Origin of the sequence: Hymenobacter sp., from assembly GCF_036387835.1 — a bacterium.
Taxonomy (GTDB): domain Bacteria; phylum Bacteroidota; class Bacteroidia; order Cytophagales; family Hymenobacteraceae; genus Hymenobacter.
Genome location: NZ_DASVSY010000079.1, coordinates 193,972 through 211,523, shown reverse-complemented (window position 1 = coordinate 211,523; position 17,552 = coordinate 193,972). Strand labels below are relative to the sequence as shown.

The 17,552-nt window shown below is 59.7% G+C and carries 13 protein-coding genes; 7 read left to right on the top strand and 6 right to left on the bottom strand.

Annotation, left to right across the window (positions count from 1 at the left end; genetic code table 11):
- Positions 1 to 20: 20 nt before the first annotated feature.
- Positions 21 to 437, bottom strand: coding sequence for a hypothetical protein (locus VF639_RS16100; RefSeq protein ID WP_331146950.1), 417 nt, complete (start codon positions 435 to 437; stop codon positions 21 to 23).
- 183 nt (positions 438 to 620) lie between these two features.
- Positions 621 to 6,926, bottom strand: a complete 6,306-nt coding sequence (locus tag VF639_RS16095) for an alpha-2-macroglobulin family protein (protein WP_331146949.1) — start codon at positions 6,924 to 6,926, stop codon at positions 621 to 623.
- A gap of 246 nt (positions 6,927 to 7,172) precedes the next feature.
- Between VF639_RS16095 and VF639_RS16090 the strand changes: the two genes are divergently transcribed.
- Genes VF639_RS16090 through VF639_RS16080 form a run of 3 tightly spaced genes read left to right on the top strand, consistent with a single transcriptional unit; the run spans position 7,173 to position 9,563 of the window.
- A complete protein-coding gene (locus VF639_RS16090) occupies positions 7,173 to 8,042 on the top strand; it encodes a DoxX-like family protein (RefSeq protein ID WP_331146948.1) in 870 nt (289 codons plus the stop codon).
- A gap of 31 nt (positions 8,043 to 8,073) precedes the next feature.
- Entirely contained in the window at positions 8,074 to 8,754 is a 681-nt protein-coding gene (locus VF639_RS16085) for a DUF4166 domain-containing protein (protein WP_331146947.1), read from the top strand.
- Positions 8,755 to 8,801: 47 nt separating this feature from the next.
- Positions 8,802 to 9,563 (top strand): fatty acid desaturase, encoded by a 762-nt coding sequence (locus tag VF639_RS16080; protein ID WP_331146946.1) that lies wholly within the window; start codon positions 8,802 to 8,804, stop codon positions 9,561 to 9,563.
- 62 nt (positions 9,564 to 9,625) lie between these two features.
- Here the strand turns inward: VF639_RS16080 and VF639_RS16075 are convergent, their stop codons facing one another.
- Complete coding sequence (locus VF639_RS16075) at positions 9,626 to 10,204, bottom strand: DinB family protein (protein ID WP_331146945.1); 579 nt, start codon at positions 10,202 to 10,204, stop codon at positions 9,626 to 9,628.
- Positions 10,205 to 10,336: 132 nt separating this feature from the next.
- Between VF639_RS16075 and VF639_RS16070 the strand changes: the two genes are divergently transcribed.
- From VF639_RS16070 to VF639_RS16060, 3 genes are all read left to right on the top strand, one after another.
- The gene (locus tag VF639_RS16070) at positions 10,337 to 11,305 is read left to right on the top strand and encodes a hypothetical protein (RefSeq protein WP_331146944.1); all 969 of its coding nucleotides are present in this window, start codon (positions 10,337 to 10,339) and stop codon (positions 11,303 to 11,305) included.
- A gap of 169 nt (positions 11,306 to 11,474) precedes the next feature.
- The gene (locus VF639_RS16065; RefSeq protein WP_331146943.1) at positions 11,475 to 12,467 is read left to right on the top strand and encodes a ComEA family DNA-binding protein; all 993 of its coding nucleotides are present in this window, start codon (positions 11,475 to 11,477) and stop codon (positions 12,465 to 12,467) included.
- Positions 12,468 to 12,677: 210 nt separating this feature from the next.
- Positions 12,678 to 13,571, top strand: a complete 894-nt coding sequence (locus tag VF639_RS16060) for a hypothetical protein (protein WP_331146942.1) — start codon at positions 12,678 to 12,680, stop codon at positions 13,569 to 13,571.
- Between the two features lie 287 nt (positions 13,572 to 13,858).
- Here VF639_RS16060 and VF639_RS16055 read toward each other — a convergent pair whose 3' ends face one another.
- Positions 13,859 to 14,704, bottom strand: a complete 846-nt coding sequence (locus VF639_RS16055) for a hypothetical protein (RefSeq protein ID WP_331146941.1) — start codon at positions 14,702 to 14,704, stop codon at positions 13,859 to 13,861.
- 191 nt (positions 14,705 to 14,895) lie between these two features.
- Between VF639_RS16055 and VF639_RS16050 the strand changes: the two genes are divergently transcribed.
- Positions 14,896 to 15,093 (top strand): cold-shock protein, encoded by a 198-nt coding sequence (locus VF639_RS16050; protein ID WP_331146940.1) that lies wholly within the window; start codon positions 14,896 to 14,898, stop codon positions 15,091 to 15,093.
- Between the two features lie 130 nt (positions 15,094 to 15,223).
- Here the strand turns inward: VF639_RS16050 and VF639_RS16045 are convergent, their stop codons facing one another.
- Both VF639_RS16045 and VF639_RS16040 read right to left on the bottom strand, forming a co-directional pair.
- Entirely contained in the window at positions 15,224 to 15,715 is a 492-nt protein-coding gene (locus VF639_RS16045; protein ID WP_331146939.1) for a gliding motility lipoprotein GldH, read from the bottom strand.
- A gap of 15 nt (positions 15,716 to 15,730) precedes the next feature.
- Positions 15,731 to 17,386 carry a PSP1 domain-containing protein gene (locus tag VF639_RS16040; protein ID WP_331146938.1) on the bottom strand — a complete coding sequence of 552 codons (1,656 nt, stop codon included), beginning with the start codon at positions 17,384 to 17,386 and terminating at the stop codon, positions 15,731 to 15,733.
- Positions 17,387 to 17,552: the final 166 nt, after the last annotated feature.

The window sequence follows — 17,552 nt, the reverse complement described above, 5'->3', positions numbered from 1 at the left end:
AGGCCAATCCGTTGAGGCCCCTAGCGCCGCCGGGAGCTAGTGTGCCTGCTTTTGCTGCTGGAGGAGTGGTGTACCGTTTTCCGGCGGGCAGAGCTGCGGTGCGAGGAAGAGCGGTGGTAGGTGCGGCGGGGAGCCGCTTTGGCAGCTTCCTCCTCCGATGCCTTTGCTTCCTCGGCTACTTCAGGGGTGCGGGCCAGCATGTCAGCCGCGGTTTGGGTGGCAACCGCCTCGTCTTGTGCTACTTGCTTGAGGACAGGCGCCTGCTTGCGGCGCACCGGCATCAGGAAGTCACGCTCGGCTCGCTCCTGCACGGAGAGGTTTTCTTCACCGGGAAGCGTGGTAGGCGTAACAGCAGCGCTATTCTTGGTACCCTGGGCCATTGCGGACGCGCTGCTGAGTAGCAAACCGGCCAGCCCTAACATCAGTCGTATCTTCATATGCGATTTTCTAATGAGGGGACAAAGGTACCCCCGATAGGCGCAAAGTCAAAGTTGCACATAAAGTTGCTAGTTAGCATTCTCTATATAGTGCGAAGTTGTGAGAGGTGAAATTGTAAGAAGTGAGCACGCTTGTTACTTATAAATTTGCTCTCACAACTTCACCTTTCACCATTTCACCTCTCACCTCAGCGGGGCAATCTGTACGCGGGTGCCGGCGGAATGGGCGGTAAACTCCGGGGCGTAAAGACACTGCATCTGGCTGAGGCCGCCGGAAAAGTCGCCGCTTTGGGTGGCGCGCAGGCGGTATTCAAACGTATGGGTGCCTTTGGGGAAGTAGCTCATGAAGAAGTTGGTGGCGGCGTCGCGGGGGCTTTCGTAGTAGCCGAGGCCCGATTGGTAACGGTAGCCAGACGTTTGGCTGATAAGTTCGAGGCCAGCGGCGCGCTGGTCTTTGAGGTGCACGTATTCGAGGTTGCGGTCGGAGCGCAGCACGAGACGCACAACCAGCACGTCGCCTACGCGCAGCGGCGAGGTAGCGGTAAGGCGCTCCAGCGTGGGGCCACCGGTGGTGCGCTGCTCCCGGTAGAGCTGGCGCTCCAGCTGCAGCGGCGTAGCGGCGGGGGTAATCTTGTCGAGCAACTCGAAATACTGCCAGTACAGCGCCCCCCACGCCACGCCGGCATCGGTTTTCCTGACCACTACTTGGCCCTGAGCTGGCTTGATGTCGGCCACGGGAAACGTGGTTTTAAAGTAGCCGGTGCCCGCTTGCTGGCTACCGGGCTGTACTGGCTCCCCTCCTACCGTTAGCTGAATGGGCTGAGCGGGTTGCAGCCAGTCGGAGCCGCGCAGTAGCAGGGCATAGCAGGCATCGGCGGTGGCCCGGGTGCTGGGCCAGTTCTGCGTCTGCTTTTGCTTGAGCAGCCACAGTTTCATTTCATCCACTGCTTTCTGGTCGTTGCGGACCTCGTCGAAGGCTTCGATGAGGGTGGCTTGCGTTTCGGTGGGGGCTTCGCGCCAGTAGTAGCCGCCGCGCACCTCCTTCCAGTACATGCCAAGCTCCGCGCTGTGCAAAGCGTTTTCAGTGAGGGCCGTGAGGATGTCTTTCACGACGGTAGGCTGTACTTTTTGGCGGTGCAGGGCCAGGGCTGTTTGGGCCTGGAGGTAGCGGGTTTCGTTTTTCCAGAACGTGGCGGCCTGCTGCTGGTAGTACGCCAGCGCCGGCCGGGCTGCCCGCTCCACTGGCTGCTTACTCCAGAAGCTGCGGGCGTACAAGGCCTGAATCTGCAGGTCCGACACATGCACTTCCTTCAGGGTTACGCCTTTCTGTCGGCGGAGCACATCGTAGTCGCGCTGGAGCTGGGCGTCGAGGTAAACTACGGCTTGGTTTACGATGCGCCGGGCTTGCTCGTTTTGCTGGATATCCAGGGCCCCGAGCTTTTGCAACTTGCCGAAACCAGCCACAATCAGCTGGGTGATGTACCGGTCGTCGGGCATCTGCTCGAACCAGGGGAAGGCACCGTTGGGCTGCTGCATCTTGGCTAGCTTGGTGAGGGCGCGGGTGGTTTCGGTTTGCAAACGCGCCTCGTCGAACAGCTCGGTGAGGCGACGCATGCGCTCGGTGTCAGATTGAGCGTCGCGCACCCACGGCGTTTCCTGAAGCAGCAGATTTTTCAGCTCCTGATTCTGCTCTAGCTTGCTGGTGAGAGCAGCCTTGTCGCCGGCCGGGGCGGCGCGGCGCCACTGGGTTAGCACGGTTTTGAGGCGTGGGTTGCTGGCCAGAATCTTGGCAGCCAATAGGTTGGCGTACAGGCGGCTGAACACCTGCTCGGAGCACTCGTACGGATACTCTATCAGATACGGCAGGGCCTGGACGGCATACCACGCGGGGTTCTCGGTCATCTCCAGCGTGAGCGAGTAGTTGCGGCGCGTGGGCGAGGTGGTGCTGGTTAACTTCTTCAATTCGAACTCCCGGGTAGCCGGCCCCACAATAGGCAGCGGCAAGCTTTCGGTTACCAGAATCCGGTTGGGCAGCACCGGCAGCGTGTTTTCCTCGCCGTCTTGCACAGTTGCCAATTGGGAATTGCCGGTTGCCAGCTTGTTCTGGCGGCGCTGTTTCTTCTGTTTCTTCTCCTGACCTGGCAACTGGGAACCGGCAACAAGCAACTGACCCGAAGCCACCACACGGTAGGTTATGGCTTCGAGCGGCACCTGACCTTCGGCGGTTTCGGGGATGGCGAGGTTCCAGGCCAGGGCGCTGCTTTGATTGGCTTGCAGGTCGAAATTCAATTGGACTGGACTTTCAATCAACTTGCTTTCCAGAGGCTGCTGAGTGCGAGCGTCGAGCAGGAAGAGTTGAGCTGTGCCACGCAGACCTTGAGCCGTGAGGTTGCTGAGCTTGGCGGTGAGAGTGAGTTGGTCGCCTTCACGGAAGAAGCGCGGCGCATTGGGCGTCACTTGCAGGCTCTTTTGCGTGACCAGCTCACGGCGCAGCAGGCCCGAGTGCAGTTGCTGATCGTGGGCCAGGGCCAGTAGTTGCCAGCGCGTCACGGCTTCGGGCATCTGGAACTCCAGCACGGTTTCCCCTTGGGCGTTGGTGCGCAAGTCGGGCAGCCAAAAGGCCGTCTCGCGGAAGTCTTTGCGAGCTTGTACACCGGAGAGGTCGGGCTGGGGCTGAGCGGGATTGGCGGATGCGCCTGCGGGTACAGCCTCACGGAGTTCGTTGGAATCAGCGACTGCCATTGCAGCCATAGGTGCAGGGGCCGCCATTCGGGCAACCATCTTTCTGCTTGCTCCAGGCCCTCCCGAAGCGCGAGACATAGTTTCTTCGTCTTGTTTTATAACTGGCTCAGTGAAGCCATAGACCTTATTCGACTTACCCTCCCCACCAAATCCATCTACGTCTTCTCCGAAATAGCCCCACATACTCAGATGCGGATAAGTTAGCGGACTGTAACGGACTTGGCTCCGTTGCGAGCTAATCAACTCACTTGACTCCTCCACCTCAAACTGCCCACTCCAAGCCAGCCCGGCTGGATAGTACGGCTTTGGAAATTCCAGCTCCATGAAAGAATGTGGCCGAAAATTATCCAGTGACTTGTCGTAGAGTGAGGCCAATAGCTCGGCGTTGGCAGCTTTGCCGCCGGAGTTGTGGATGGTGACGCGCCAGGTTTCCTTCTGGCCGGGTTGCAGCTTGTCGCGGAAGGTGGCAATGCTGAGGGCCAGCGGCGCGGGCGGTGTGGCTACCTGCACGGTGGCGGAGTGCGTATAGAGGTGGTTGTCGCGCACCTGCGTGAGGTGGACGTAGAGCGCAGCACCATCCAGCGCGGCGGTGGTCGGCACTTCCACCAGGCGCTGCTCGCCGGCTTTAAGTGTGAGCCACTCGTGGCGCAACGTCTCGCCTTTGGCTTCCACTTCCAGCAGCAGGCGCGCCCCGGCTTCAGAGCTACCCACCAGAAACTGCGCTGGCTGGCCGGGCGCTACGCTGTCCTGAACGCTCACAAACCAGTCGGGCGTGGGCACGGGCAACGTGGTGGCCGTGGGGGAATAGAGTGTAAACGCCTGCTCAGTTTTAGGGGCCGGTGTGGCAGCCGGCGCCGTGGCTATGGCTTCCAGCACGTAGCGGCCGGGCTGCTGCTGGGCTAGTGGCGCCGGCAAAGCGGCCAGTACCGGGCTTCTTTCAGTGTCGAATTCCCGGGTGAGCACGAGGGTGCGGGTCCAGGTGCTGTCGTTGTCCTCAAGGCCGTAGGCATCCAGCGGAAACCGACGCTTGAACTCTTCCTGGCTTAGCCCTTCCAAAGCGGGTCGCTCCCACACGCGGGGACCCCAGGCGCGGGCGGGCGGCGTGAGGCGGTACAGGCGCAGCGTACCGCGGGCGGGCAGGGCTTCGCCGGTAGCGTTGGTGCTGAGCAGCTTCAGCACCGGAACATTCTCCCGGTTCAGCAGCTCCGCCACCTCCAGGCGGAGCGTCAGGGCATTGGTACCAAGACTGACGGACTGCGTGCCGGTGCGCGTTTCGCCGGCCGCATCCGTCACGTCGGCGGTTACTTTAAACACGTAGCCGGGCTGCCAGGGGCCGCGTTTGCCTTGGCTGGCGGCCTCTGCTTGCGCCGTGAACTTCACCACGAAGTTGCCCGCCGAATCGGTTTGGGCGGTGCCGTTGAGGATTTCCACTTCGGGCTGGCTGCCGGGGTAGCTGGTTCGGCCCCCGTAGCCGCGCCCAAACAGCGGCCAAAACGTGCGCCGCACCACCCGAAACTGCACCGTGGCCCCATCAATAGGCTGGCCGGCGTAGGCAGTAGCTTTGCCCCGCACCGTCACGGACTGGCCTAGCACCGGCGTACCCGTCACCGGCTCGAAGGTCACCTGGAACGTGGGCCGCTTGTAGTCTTCCACCGCGAAGCTGATGTTGCCATTATCGGTTTGCAAGCTCATTTCGCCGTTCAGCAAGCTGACAGGCAGCACAATGGAGCCGTGGAAGCTGCCGAAGTCGGAAGTGGTAAAGGGCAGGGTCTGCACGGTCTGGCCGTTCACGTCGGTGAGGCGCACCGATACCGGCTGTTTGGTGAGGAGCTGGGCTTTGCCGGCGCGGGTTTCCGTGAAGATGCCCTTGAAGTAGAGCGTCTGACCGGGCCGGTAGATGGCGCGGTCGGTGTAGAGGAACGTGCGACGCTGGGGCTGTTCGGCTTCGGGGTTGCGGGTCCGGCGCGGGTAGTAGCTGCTGCTCGCCGCTAACAGAGAGTCGCGGCCTTTGGTGAGCAGTACGGCCCGCAGCTGAGAGTTCTGGCCGGTAGTTGCTCCCACCGGAATCTGTGCCACGCCTTCGGTAGTGGTATTTACTACGGCGCCGCGCCGCTGTTTGTAGGTGCGGGCAGACTGGTCGTAGTACTGGAAGAAGGGCAGGACCGCCACAGCAGCTACTGGTTGGCCGCTTTGCCGATGCAGTGCCAACAGCTCCACACCGCCCTGCTTGGCACCGCGCTGCACTTCACTTAACTCACTTACTGCAAGTTGAGCATAGCTTGTTGTTACATCAGTCCGCTCTTTTGTTGGATTGTCATCGGTGGTGCTTACCACAATAAGGTAGTGGCCGAGCGGCAGCGCCGGGCCAGCCTGCTGCACCGTGTGGGCCTTGTAGTCAGCGGGGGCGGGCACAGCCAGCGTCCAGGTTGCGGCAGGCTTGGCGGCCAGGGTGCGGGCGTAGGTTTTCTGGAAGTTGCGCTCCTCTGCGTACTCTCCCTGGCTTAGCTGCCGGAGTTGTTGCGCCGTAGTCACCTGGTAGGCCGTAGCATACAGCCGCGCCGCGTTGCGTACGCTCAGCTTCAACAGCCACGGCTGGTTGGGCAGTACCACATCCTCGGTGGTGAAGCTTGCTTCCACCCGTTCAATGTCCTGCCGCAACGCCCTGGCTCGCGCCGCGCCGCGCGACTTCGGAAACCGTTTTTCCGCTTCCAGCGCCAACGTGCGGGCTTGGGTGGGGTCGGTTAGGACTAGGCTGCTTGCTTGCTCGGCCAGAAACTCAGTTGAAACCGGCAGGGCTTTGTACGTGTCGGCGGTTTGGGCCAGGGCAGCGCGGTACAGCTCGTCTTTGTTGGCCAGCTCGCTATGCTGGTGCACAAAGCGCAGGCGCTTCAGGTCTACATCAGCCAGGGCCGCCAAGTTTTTGCTGTCGGCCAGACGGAAGCATGTGAGCTGCTGCAACGCCAGCAGCGCCTGAAACTGGCCGTTTAGCGAGTCGGCTACGGGCGCGCTCAGACTCAAACGGGCAAAGTCGAAATCCGCTTTAAATAAAGCGGGGTCTTTCAGCTCGAACTGCTCGGCGGGCCTGGTGACGTAGTATTCGTCGTGGCCGAGGCCGTCGATGGCGCGGTGGGCCAGCAGGTCGTAGAGCGTGGGGCGCAGCTGGCGGCCTTCGGCGTTACCGCCGCGCACGGCGTAGCCCAGCGTAGCCAGTTGTAGCTGCTGCTGGCGCTTCGGGTCGTCCTGGAGCGAGGCGCGGTAATGGCCGATAATGGCGCTGCCGAGGCGGGCGGCGTCCCAGGTGCGCAGGTCGGCGGCGCTGGCGTCGGTGGGGTTGGGCGCGGCCTGGGTGGTTCGGTCGTGCAGCTCGTAGCGGTGCTCGTCGTAGTAATTGCCGTAGAGCTGGGCCAGCAGGCTATGCAGAATGGGTTGGACCGGAAACTTGGCGGTTTTCAGGTCGGCTTCTACCAGCGCAATGGCCTGGTAATCAACTTCCTCCTCTTTGGCTTCCAGCAAACGCAGCTTATAGAGTAAGGCGCGCAGATACTCGGGCGTGTCCTGGCGCTGACGGGCCTGCTGGTACAAGGGTTCCAGCAGTTTGGCCGCGGAAGTCGTTTGGTCTTTAGCCAAGAGCTGGTCGATTTTCTTCCAGGTGGCCGCGTTGCCGCCGTTGCCGGGAGGGGTAGGTGCCGAAGAGCCAGCAGTGAACAGCATGAGTAAGGCGAATAGGCTAACTAAGAAGAAACGCATAGGGTGAAGTTGAATAGCAAGGCGAAGTTGATAAAATTCAGATGCCTCGCCGAGTTCAATTCCACACGGCACTCTGCAAAAAATATTGCTAGCTGCTGATAATCACCCTTGAAAATCAGGGTTTCTACCTTGTCTGCTAACCTCGGCAGTAGTATCTTTCTCTGGTAATTATCCTGTCAGCCTGCTGGGGCGCTCTACGCTTTGAAAAATCCCCCTATCTACGTCGAAGCACGTATAAACTGCCCCATGGAAGCTCTTTGGGCCCATACCCAGCAACCCGAGCTGCACCAGCAGTGGGACTTGCGTTTCAGCGAAATTTCCTATCTACCGCGCCCTACCGAGGCCGAACCCCAACAGTTTCTTTACGCCACCCGCATCGGCTTTGGGTTGGGCGTAGCCGGCAAGGGGGAAAGCATGGGCACCAAGGAGAAAAACGGCGAACGAACGTCGGTGCTTAAGTTCTGGTCAGATGAATGGCTGTCGTTGATCAGAACCGGCGCGGGCTACTGGAAATACATTCCCACCGACAACGGGTTGCGCTTCCTCACCGGCTACGACTACCAAACCCGCTTCGGCTTGCCCGGCGCCGTCGTCGATAGGCTGGCGTTCCGGCCACTTATCGGGTGGGCTACCGCTTGGAGCTTCGATTGTCTGCGCCTGTGGCTGGAAAAAGGCATCCGACCGGCCGTGTCGGTGCGGCTGGCACTTACGCAGTGGCTGGTGCAACTGGTGCTGGGAATAAGCTGGATCTACCAAGGCGTGGTGCCCAAGCTACTGTTTCCCGACACCGGCGAACTGCACATTTTGCAAGGAGCCGGCTTCACGCTAACCGCGGCTCACCGGATAGCTACGGCCGTGGGAGTAGGCGAAATTCTGTTTGGGCTGCTGTTCTGGCTGCTGCCCCGCCGAAGCCTACGGCCGGTGTATTTGCTCAACATGCTGGGCTTGCTCGTACTTGGCGTCGGTGCTTTGTTCAGCCAACCGATGGTATTTGTAGCGCCTTTCAACCCATTTACCCTCAACCTATGCATGATGGCGCTGGCTGCTATCGGCTTGTTTACGCTTGCTGATGAGCTGCCGAGCGCCAGCCGGTGCCTGCGTCAGCCCCCGCACTAATCACTTTCACTAGTTCTTATTCCACTTTTCTATGCAATCCATCTATCAGCAGCAACTTGGAACTGATTTCCAACGACTTCACCCGCGGATTCAAGAGCGGCTGGCATTTGCCAGTGAGCACCAGCGCGCCTTCATTGGCGAGGGTACCATGGAGCGGGTATGGCACGGGCCGTTCTACACGCAGCCTTTTTTGCGCGTGGGGCTATTGCGCAACATCATGTTTCCCGATGCTGGCCAGAACATTCCTTTCCGCATCGAGAATTACGCCTATCTCGACCCGCTCGGCCGTGAAACCGTGACGTGGATTCGGCGCTTCCAATTCCCCAAGCACACCCGGTGCTTTGACGCCACCATGATCCGCAGCCAGCAGCGCGATTGTATTGTGGACTACCTGGGCACGCACCAGCACCTCGCCGTCGACATCGACTTGGCTGTAACCGCGCGAGGTGGTTTGCAGCTGCGCTCCGGTGAGCAGCGCTTCTACGAAGGCCCTTTTAATTTCCGCTTTCCCATGCTGTTTTCGGGGCTTGCAGAGGTGGAAGAATGGTACGACGATGCCGCTGACTGCTACCGGATTCAGGTGGAAGTACGCAACAAGATATTCGGCAAGCTTTTCGGCTACCACGGCTCTTTCCGTCCCCGCTGGCAATCAGTTGGCCCCGACCAAATTCCGGAATATGCCCTGCCCCGCCGCCACGAGCGGCGTGAGTAGTGCTGCGTCAGCATTGCCGTATTTTTCACTTTTAATTTGTCTCCCTTATGAAAAGCAGCGCTAGTTCTGCGCATCTACAACTCACGGCTGGTCAGCGCAAGGTGGAACTGGCGCGCCCCTGGGTACTGGCCGTTATGTACGTGGGGTTGGCTCTGGCCGGCTGGTGGTGGTTGGCGGTGCCGGTGGCGGTGGCGGTGTGCCTGGCCGCTTTCGTGCAGATGCATGATGCTATGCACAACGCGTTGGGTTTACCTAAAGCAAGCAACGAACGAATTCTGACGCTCAGCGCTCTGCTCATTCTGAAAAGCGGCCACGCCATGCAGGTTACGCACCTGCGCCACCATGGTCGCTGTCTTTCCGAAGACGACCCCGAGGGCGCTCCTGCCACTTGGAAACTCGAGCGCGTATTGTGGCAAGGGCCGTGGCATATTCTGATGCTGCGACGCGAGTCGTTGCGTATTGCTCCCAACACGCGCCGGATTCAACTACTAGAAACTGCTTTCACCGTGGTGCTGCTGGCGGCCTTTGTAGTGCTGTACCTGCTGACAGGCTCGCTGGTAGGCATTGTGTATTGGGGCGCGGCCTTTTTTATGAGCGCCACCATGCCGGTTTGGGCGTCTTACATACCGCACCACGTGGCATCCCGCAACCCGGCTGCCCGCGCCGCGGCCGCCATAGCCCAAGTCTGGACGCCAGTGGTTTCGTCGTTTGCTTTCCACCATGTGCATCACCACTACCCACGCGTGCCCACAGCCTTGCTGCATCGCGCCGCGGCCGAATTGCCGCCGCCGGAAGAGCATCACCATTAACTAACCGCTTGGCCTTATCCTTGGACGGCAAAATGCTTGAATAACAGCTTGGCGTCCTCAGCTCACACCCTTAGCTTACTGTCCAGCACGCGCTCGGCTTGGGCTACGTGGCGTTTGGCGTGCTCAATCAGCATTTCTGCTACGTCGGGAAGGCGCGGCCAGAGCAGGGGGATAATAGGATTGGGAATCCGAACGGCATTGGCGTTGACGCGGCGCGCTTGCTTCAAAAGTTGTTCCAGCTCATCGAGTTGGCGGCTAAACACTTCTACCACCGTACGCGGGAGCCGGGAGCCGCTCGGGGCGTATTGCTGCGGGGCTTTCATCACCTTTTGGCTTGGCGGAGTGCGCATAGCCTCGGTCATTTTGCGCCCGATAAATCCGTGCTTCACAGTTTCGGCGGGTTTGCTCTTGCGCTGCTGGGCCTGTTGCAGCTTGTGCGTGATGATGGGCAGATAGTGTCCCCCGATGATGTTGAGATGATCCAGGCACTGCCCCACGCTCCATTTGCCGGGGCCGGGTCGGCGGTTGAGCTGGTCGTCGGTGAGGGGCCGAAAGCGGCGCTGCGTGATGTCGCGCAGCCGCGCGAGGTCGGCACTCAGGATATCGAAGAAATCAACGGTGCGGGTAGGAGCCTGACTCATACGGGGCAAAGACGAATATACAGCAGCAAACCAATACGTAATGATACGGGCCACAATCGGCATCAGCAATGCCACTAACGAAGCCGGGCGGAAACCAGTGGAAACCTCTTGAAATCCCGGTATCTTGCCGTCATGCGTGCATTTCAACTTTCTGTTTTCTGCCTGCTCCTGACGGTGCTCCGTAGTGGCCTGGCACTGGCGCAGGCCGTCCCTAATCCGGGCGAGAATATTGCCTCGCTCGTCACGTTCGGGGCAAAAGCCGACAAAAGTTGGGGTGACGACGACTTCACCCAAACGTTCTTTTTCCTGGTGCCGAAGCAGAACCGGCAGCCCATTTACATCCGTGTCTTCGACCCCGATTGCGGCGGACAGCTCGATGAGCTGCGCTTCGGTTGGAACACCACCACCGAGTTCAGTTTGTATGGCGGGGCCGGCGCCCACTCCGGCCCCGATGCCCGCGCCACCGAACCCAAAGGCGCTTTCCGGTCGGGCACGCTGCTGAAGCAAGTGAAGTTTGGCGTCGATAAAACCTATGACAACAAGTGGTACACCTTCGGCCCGCTCAACCCCCTAGAGGGCGAACTGGTGCCCGAATTCGATGGCTACGTGTTTAAGATTATCGCCCAAGGCAAGTCAGGCGACGACGGCAACTTGTACCGCTACTTCCTGAGTTCCAGCCCCACGCAGAACATTGCGGTGGAAGGGGGCAACGCATTCACCTACGAATACGCGTTTCGGCTCGTGCCGCAGCGGCGCGCCATTACCCACCTCTACCCCTTCGTCAACGACCGGGTAGTGAGTATCCGGCAAAGCAACTTTGACCTCGACGGCGACGTGAGCATCAAGATATTTAGTGTAGCCAAAAACGGCCACCCCGCCGAAGTCAGCCAGGATAACGTATGGGCGCGCAGCGTGCATCCCATCAGCAACAAAGAACACGGCCTCTCGCTGGATATGCGCCTCACCTCCCTCACCAAAGAAGGCAACGACCTGGTATTCTATGTCACCGACCAATACGACGTGGCCTTGCCCTTTTTCGCCATCCCTCTCGGCGGCCCCCCCCGCTACCGCTACGAAGTGGACGTGAAGATCAGGCGGTGAGGATTTAGAACTGAGAGCTAATAGCCAACTAATATTTAGCCCGCAGAACATGCGGAAGCTGGCGCAGAAGCAGACGCCCCCGTGTCGGCTAGTTCATGTTAGCTGTTAGATTTACCCGGTAGAAGCGACCTTATTGATTTCTTATTCTAGTAATCTGTTCATCTATAGTATGAAGCCTAGCCGTTGGGTACGTCGTTATTTCGGGTTTTCACGTCGCGAAACGTCGGGCTTTTGGGTGTTGTTGGGGCTGCTGCTGGCCTGCTTACTGCTGCCGCCACTGCTCCGCCCCCGCTTGACCACGTATGATCCTACCTCGGATCAGCAACAGCTTGATGCGTTGGCGGCCGAGTTAACTGCGCAGCGCGAAACCAAGCCAACGTATGCCAGTTACAGCCGCTATCCACGCCGGCCGTATCCGGCGCGAGTTCGGGTGCCGCGGGTCCTGCTAGCTCCATTCAACCCCAACCTATTTACCAGTGTGGATTGGCAAGCCCGAGGCCTGCCCCTGTGGCTGGCCGAAAGGCTGGTGAAATACCGCGACGTGGTGGGCGGCTTCCGGGCCAAAGAGCAAATCCGCAAAGCCTACGGCCTCTCTGACACTACGTACGCCCGGCTAGCGCCCTACATCCAACTGCCCGAGCAGTTGCCGCCCCGCGAGGCGCACACCTACGCTAGCCGCTACCCTACTACGCCCGGCACTACCCTGGCCGGGGCACCGGCCACCAGCAAGTTTGCGCGCAAGCCCCGCAACCTGCAACCCTTCGACCTCAATGCGGCCGATACCACGCAGCTCATGCAAATCCGGGGCATTGGGCGCGGCCTTTCAACGCGAATAGTTGAGTATCGGCAGCGGTTGGGCGGCTTTCAGGAGGAGGGGCAGCTAGCGGAAATCTACAGCCTCCGCGACGCACCCGATTTGGTGGACAGCCTGCGCAAATACACCTTTGTGCGGTCGGGTTTCGCGCTTAACTCGCTTGATGTCAACAACGCGCCGTTTGAAATCCTGCAGGCGCATCCGTACCTGGGCAAGCGCCTGGCGCGGGTGCTGGTAGCCTACCGGCAGCAGCACGGCCCCTTCCGCCAACCCGCCGATTTGCGCCAAATCCGCATCCTCGATGAGGCGACGTTCACCAAGCTCCAACCCTACGTGGTGATTAAGTGAGGTTTGAGGTGACAGGGAACAGGTGAGGAAGCAGCAAATTCTATTGGTGAGGGTTTAAGACGTGCGCCGTCAATTTGCGTACTGTTGGACTCAAGGGTGGGCAAGCGCGAAATAATTTTCTCGAACCCAAAACTGTTTTCTACCCCGTCACCTGTTTCTTCTTCACCTGTCACCCCATCACTTCCTCCCCTGTCACCCAAATAGATAAAAATGCTCTTTCTGCTACGCGACAAGCTGTTTCCGGTGCTGGTGTTTCTGCAATCCGTTATCTGCGGCTGCGCACAAGACGAAGGGCGGGGCGACTTTTCGCAGGTGCGGCAAGACTACGTAGTGCGGCAGATAGGTAAAATGTCGAAGACCGTGCTCGTAGAAAGCTCCGGCTTTGCACCAGCCGATGATTTCGGCGACTTATGGACCCACGGCGACGGGGGCACCGATGCTTCCCTCTACAAGGTGACGCCCCAAGGCGACTTGCTCCAGACCCTCAACCTGAGTCCTCTCGTCAACATCGATTGGGAAGACCTCACCCGCGACGACGAAGGCCGCCTCTACATCGGCGACTTCGGCAACAACCAAAACAAGCGCCGCAACCTCGCCATTTACCGGCTCAGCGGCTCTAATCTGCGCCAGATTGATACCATTCGCTTCCGCTACCCCGACCAACGCGACTTCCCGCCCCGCAAAGACGAGCGCAACTTCGACTGCGAAGCCTTTTACTACCGTCAAGATAGCCTCTACCTGTTCACCAAAAACCGCGGCAAGGGTCATTGGGTGAAGATGTACGCCCTGCCAGCCCGACCCGGCTACCACGTAGCCACCCTCCTCGACAGCATCAAAATCAACACCTGGATAACGGCCGCTGCCCTCAGTCCGGACAGCCGCACCGTGGCACTGCTCGGCTACGGCCACATCTACCTGATTGAGCGCCAGCCCGGCCACCGCCTCTTCGACGGTGCTAAGAGCTGCCTGCCCGTACCTACCTCCGGCCAAGCTGAGGCCCTCGCCTTCCTTGATAACAACAGCTTTGTTTTCAGCAACGAAAAAGGCCGCATCTATCAAGCCACCAAAAAGCCTGTCCTTCCAACGAACAAGGAACCCAAGTAAAGCCAGCTAATGCTGTTACGCGCTGCTCTAAACAGGTTGTTTCTGAAGCACAGAAGTAGTTACCGCGTACCACCCGGACATACAAAAAGGTAACGCGAAGTTGTACTTCGCGAGGCGCGTGCTGACGTCTGCTCAAACGGGGCAGCCAGTCGTTCAATGCCTCGCAAAGTACAACTTCGCGTTACCTTTTGCTTCGCTACTAGTATGCCTGGCATCAGCGGCTTGGTTGAAAAGGGAGTTTGCGGAAGCCGAGAAGGAAGTGCAGCGTAATAGTAATAATTCACCGGCTACTCTGCTTTCGGGTCGGTGTTTTGCGGGCCCGACTGGCCAGGGGCATCAGACTTGGGGCCGGTGGGGTCGTTGTAGGAGCCGCCGCGGCTGCCAATGCCGGTGCTGGTGCTGCCTTGCTCGCTCTGCTCGCCGTCGGTGCGCACGTAGCCGGTGCGCGACTCGTCGGCCTCACGGGCCGGCGCCGACTTAGTGTGCTCGTTGGCGCCGGCTACGGCGGGTTGGTTAGGCACGGGGGCCGGTATAGCCTGGAAACCGCCCGGCGTGGCTGCTGCTTCTTTGGAGTCGGCTGGGATGTAGCTTTCTTCCTGATTGCGCTGGCCGGTTAGGTTGGCCCCGGCGTTGCCGGTCGCCGCACTGCCTACCAACGACGAGCGGCCGTAGTCTTCACTGTAGCCGCCGGTTTGCTGCGGGGCGTCGTTGTCGTTGGCGTAGTCGGGCGAGACGGTAGAGCCGGCGGGGGGCGTGCTGGGTTGGGTGCCAAAGGCGCTGGTGCTGCGGTTAGAGGGCGTGCTGGTTTCCGAGCCGGTGTTGTTTTCGGGCTTGCCTCCGTCGTAGCTGCCCCGGGTGGGCGCAGCGGGGTTTAGCTGGCCGCCGTACACTTCGTCGGCCCGGTACTGGTTGCCGTAGCCGCCTTGCGTGTGGCCCTGGCCGTGCGGTCCAAACTCGCCCCGTCCAGGACTGGCTTGCTGGTTTTCGGTGCGGTCTTCGTCGTCGTAGGCCTCGGTGATGCTGTTGGTTGCCTCACTGCCTGGCACCTCGTGCGGGTCGAAAGTGGGCGCGGCAGGCATAGCATTTGCGGGCGGCGTAGCGTGGTCGGGGTTCGGATTAGCTTGGGGTTCCATGGGCGAAAAGTGCAGGAAGTGAAACGACAACTGCCGCTGCATTGGGCAGCAAAGTCGGGAAGTTACTGCTACGCTTCTGCTGCGGCTGGGGTTGGAATTGGTGCGCCTACGTTGGGTGAGTTCCAAAATACCCCTTAGATTTACCCGCGTCTTTTTACCCTTTCCACTACCAAATCAACCTTAGTACCCTTATGAAAACCGGGAAAGTGAAGTTTTACAATGAAGCCAAGGGGTTTGGCTTCATCATTCAGGACGAAAACAGCCAGGATATTTTTGTGCACCAGACAGGCTTGATTCACGAGATTCGGGAGAATGACCGGGTTTCATTCGAAGTTATCGAAGGCAAGAAAGGTCTGAACGCTGTTAAAGTGGAGCGTATCACTGCATAATTACTTTACGGTACGCACGCAAAAAGACGCCCCGGTTTCCACACCAGGGCGTCTTTGTTTGTGTAAAGGAGTTGTTGAAACTGTCAGCCAAACGGTGTCGTTCCTCCTTCGTCGGAATGACACTGTTTGCTTAAGGTGTAGCGGCTTTGGCTTTGGCTACACGCACCCCTACGGCCATCAGGCCCGGCAACTGGTCTTGGCGCATGTACTGCTCCAGCACAATCTTGTAGGTGCCGGCCCGCTGAAACTTTTGGTTGGGCAAAGCCAGAAACTGATGGTCGTAGATGTCGCCGGTGCCTTTGCCGCGGGGCTCCCCGGTTTGCGGGTCCATGAGCAGCATCTGGTGCAGCAGCTGCGACACCTGCTTGTTGGCCGGGTCGGTGAGGGTGTGCTTCACGTACAGATTGTAGTAGCCGTAAGCCGAGGCGTTCCGGATGTTGAAGTACACATCGTAGCGCTGCGTGGTATCGGCAATATCGAAAGTGAAAGAGGGCTTCTGCCGCACCGACCAGGTGTAGTTGTCGAAATCAATGTTCTTCTCATACACCTGGCTCGGGTCGCAGGCGGTCAGCAGCACCAGCAAAAACAGCCCAAAAGCCGGCAGCAAACGAAACTTACGCATAGACATCATAGGAACTTAGGAAGCGGCGGGAGAGGCAGAAGGCGCACCGGAGGCACCACCCTCGGGGCGGCGTCCGCCCCCGCGGCGGCCCGAACGGCCACCTTCACGGGGTGGACGGTTGGCGTTGCCTTCTGCCTCACTGGCCCGGTTGGCGCCACCTTCTCCGGGTGTTGCGGCACCCCGGCCACCGCGCCGCTCGCTTCCCTGACGGGGTGGACGGGCCTCGGTGCTGCCGGCCGGTTTGCCGCCCTCGGCAGAGTTGCCTTCGGTGGCTCGTGGCTGGCCTTCGCCGCGCTTTCCCTCCGCTGAGTTACCGGAGCGGTTGCGGTTGTTGCGGCGGTTTAGCGGCCGGGCGGCAGCTCCGCGGGGACGGCGGGTTTCCTCGCCCGCAGTGGCAGACTCGGAAGAGCCCTCCGCAGTTGCCGGCACCTCTGCCACCACCGGACGAGTTACCGGGGCTCCTCCCCTAATAGTGGCCTCTTTGGGCGCAACTTCCCGGGGAGTTGCTACCACTACCGCGCCTTCGGGCTTACCTTCTGATTTGCCTTTCTTTTTGCCGCGCTTACTGCGCTTGCTGGACTTGATTTTGTCGTCGAGACGTTCCAGGGAGCCTTCCACGATGGCGGTTACTTCAGGCTCTTTTTCTTCTTCGCGTACCGGTACTAGCAGTGTTTCCACTTTCTCGCCGCGCTTGTTCATTTCCAGCACCTCACGTACCCGCTCGGTGGGCAGCACCACCCAATTGTTGTCGCCTCGCACGGCAAACCACATTTTCTTCTTGAAGATGTCGGTTTTTTGCAGCACGTAGTCGCCTTTCTCGGTTTGCAGCGGGCGCTGCACCTGCGGAATATCTTTCAGGGCATCGAGGTAGGTATCGAGCTCGTAGTTGAGGCAGCACTTGAGGCGACCACACTGCCCGGAAAGCTTGGCCGGGTTCAAACTCAGGTTCTGGTAGCGGGCCGCGGTGGTACTCACGCTCTTGAAGTCGGTGAGCCAGGTGGAGCAGCACAGTTCACGGCCGCACACGCCAATGCCCCCAAGGCGGCCGGCTTCGTGGCGCAGCGAAATTTGGCGCATCTCCACCCGCACCCGAAACTCGTCGGCGAGCCGCTTGATTAGGTCGCGGAAGTCGACGCGGTCCTCGGCCGAGTAGAAGAAGGTGGCGCGGGTGCGGTCGGCCTGGTATTCCACGTCGGAGAGCTTCATGCGCAGGCGCAGCTCATCAACCACGGTGCGGGCCCGGAACATGGTGCCGGTTTCGAGGTCGCGCACGGCGTTCCAGCGCTCGATGTCCTGCTCGGTAGCTACCCGCAGGATGTTATGGATGTCTTTGGAATCGAGGGGGACTTTCTTCTTTTTCATCTGCAGGCGCACCAGCTCGCCCTTCAGCGAAACGTGGCCCAAATGCCAGCCATTGCCGCCCGCCTCCACTACCACAGCGTCGCCAGTAACCAGCGGCAGGTGGTAGGTATTGCGGTAGAAGTCTTTGCGGCCGCCCTTAAAGCGGATTTCTACGATATCAAAGCCTTTGAAGTCGCTTGGGGTGTCGAGGTCTTGAAGCCAATCGAACACGTTGAGGCGGGTACAGCCGCTGCTACAGCTTCCCTTCGAGCCGCAGCCCGAGGTAGTAGTAGAGCAGCCACCGCCAGTAGAACAGGAAGTACAAGCCACTGAGAGAAATCTATATAGTGAAGCAGCGTCGGGCGCCGCGAAAGTTCGGTTTCTACAAAGATACGCAATTCAAAAACGGGGTTCACTCGACCATTCCAATTCTGAAGTGCAGGGAAAGGCGAAGACAAGTAAGGTGTATTATTCAAGTAGCGCTATGTAATAACGG

Coding starts and splice junctions, on each gene's coding strand:
- VF639_RS16100 (WP_331146950.1), bottom strand. CDS start 437: ATGAAGATACGACTGATGTTAGGGCTGGCCGGTTTGCTACTCAGCAGC.
- VF639_RS16070 (WP_331146944.1), top strand. CDS start 10,337: ATGCGTGCATTTCAACTTTCTGTTTTCTGCCTGCTCCTGACGGTGCTC.
- VF639_RS16060 (WP_331146942.1), top strand. CDS start 12,678: ATGCTCTTTCTGCTACGCGACAAGCTGTTTCCGGTGCTGGTGTTTCTG.
- VF639_RS16095 (WP_331146949.1), bottom strand. CDS start 6,926: ATGCGTTTCTTCTTAGTTAGCCTATTCGCCTTACTCATGCTGTTCACT.
- VF639_RS16065 (WP_331146943.1), top strand. CDS start 11,475: ATGAAGCCTAGCCGTTGGGTACGTCGTTATTTCGGGTTTTCACGTCGC.
- VF639_RS16045 (WP_331146939.1), bottom strand. CDS start 15,715: ATGCGTAAGTTTCGTTTGCTGCCGGCTTTTGGGCTGTTTTTGCTGGTG.
- VF639_RS16050 (WP_331146940.1), top strand. CDS start 14,896: ATGAAAACCGGGAAAGTGAAGTTTTACAATGAAGCCAAGGGGTTTGGC.
- VF639_RS16090 (WP_331146948.1), top strand. CDS start 7,173: ATGGAAGCTCTTTGGGCCCATACCCAGCAACCCGAGCTGCACCAGCAG.
- VF639_RS16085 (WP_331146947.1), top strand. CDS start 8,074: ATGCAATCCATCTATCAGCAGCAACTTGGAACTGATTTCCAACGACTT.
- VF639_RS16075 (WP_331146945.1), bottom strand. CDS start 10,204: ATGAGTCAGGCTCCTACCCGCACCGTTGATTTCTTCGATATCCTGAGT.
- VF639_RS16080 (WP_331146946.1), top strand. CDS start 8,802: ATGAAAAGCAGCGCTAGTTCTGCGCATCTACAACTCACGGCTGGTCAG.
- VF639_RS16055 (WP_331146941.1), bottom strand. CDS start 14,704: ATGGAACCCCAAGCTAATCCGAACCCCGACCACGCTACGCCGCCCGCA.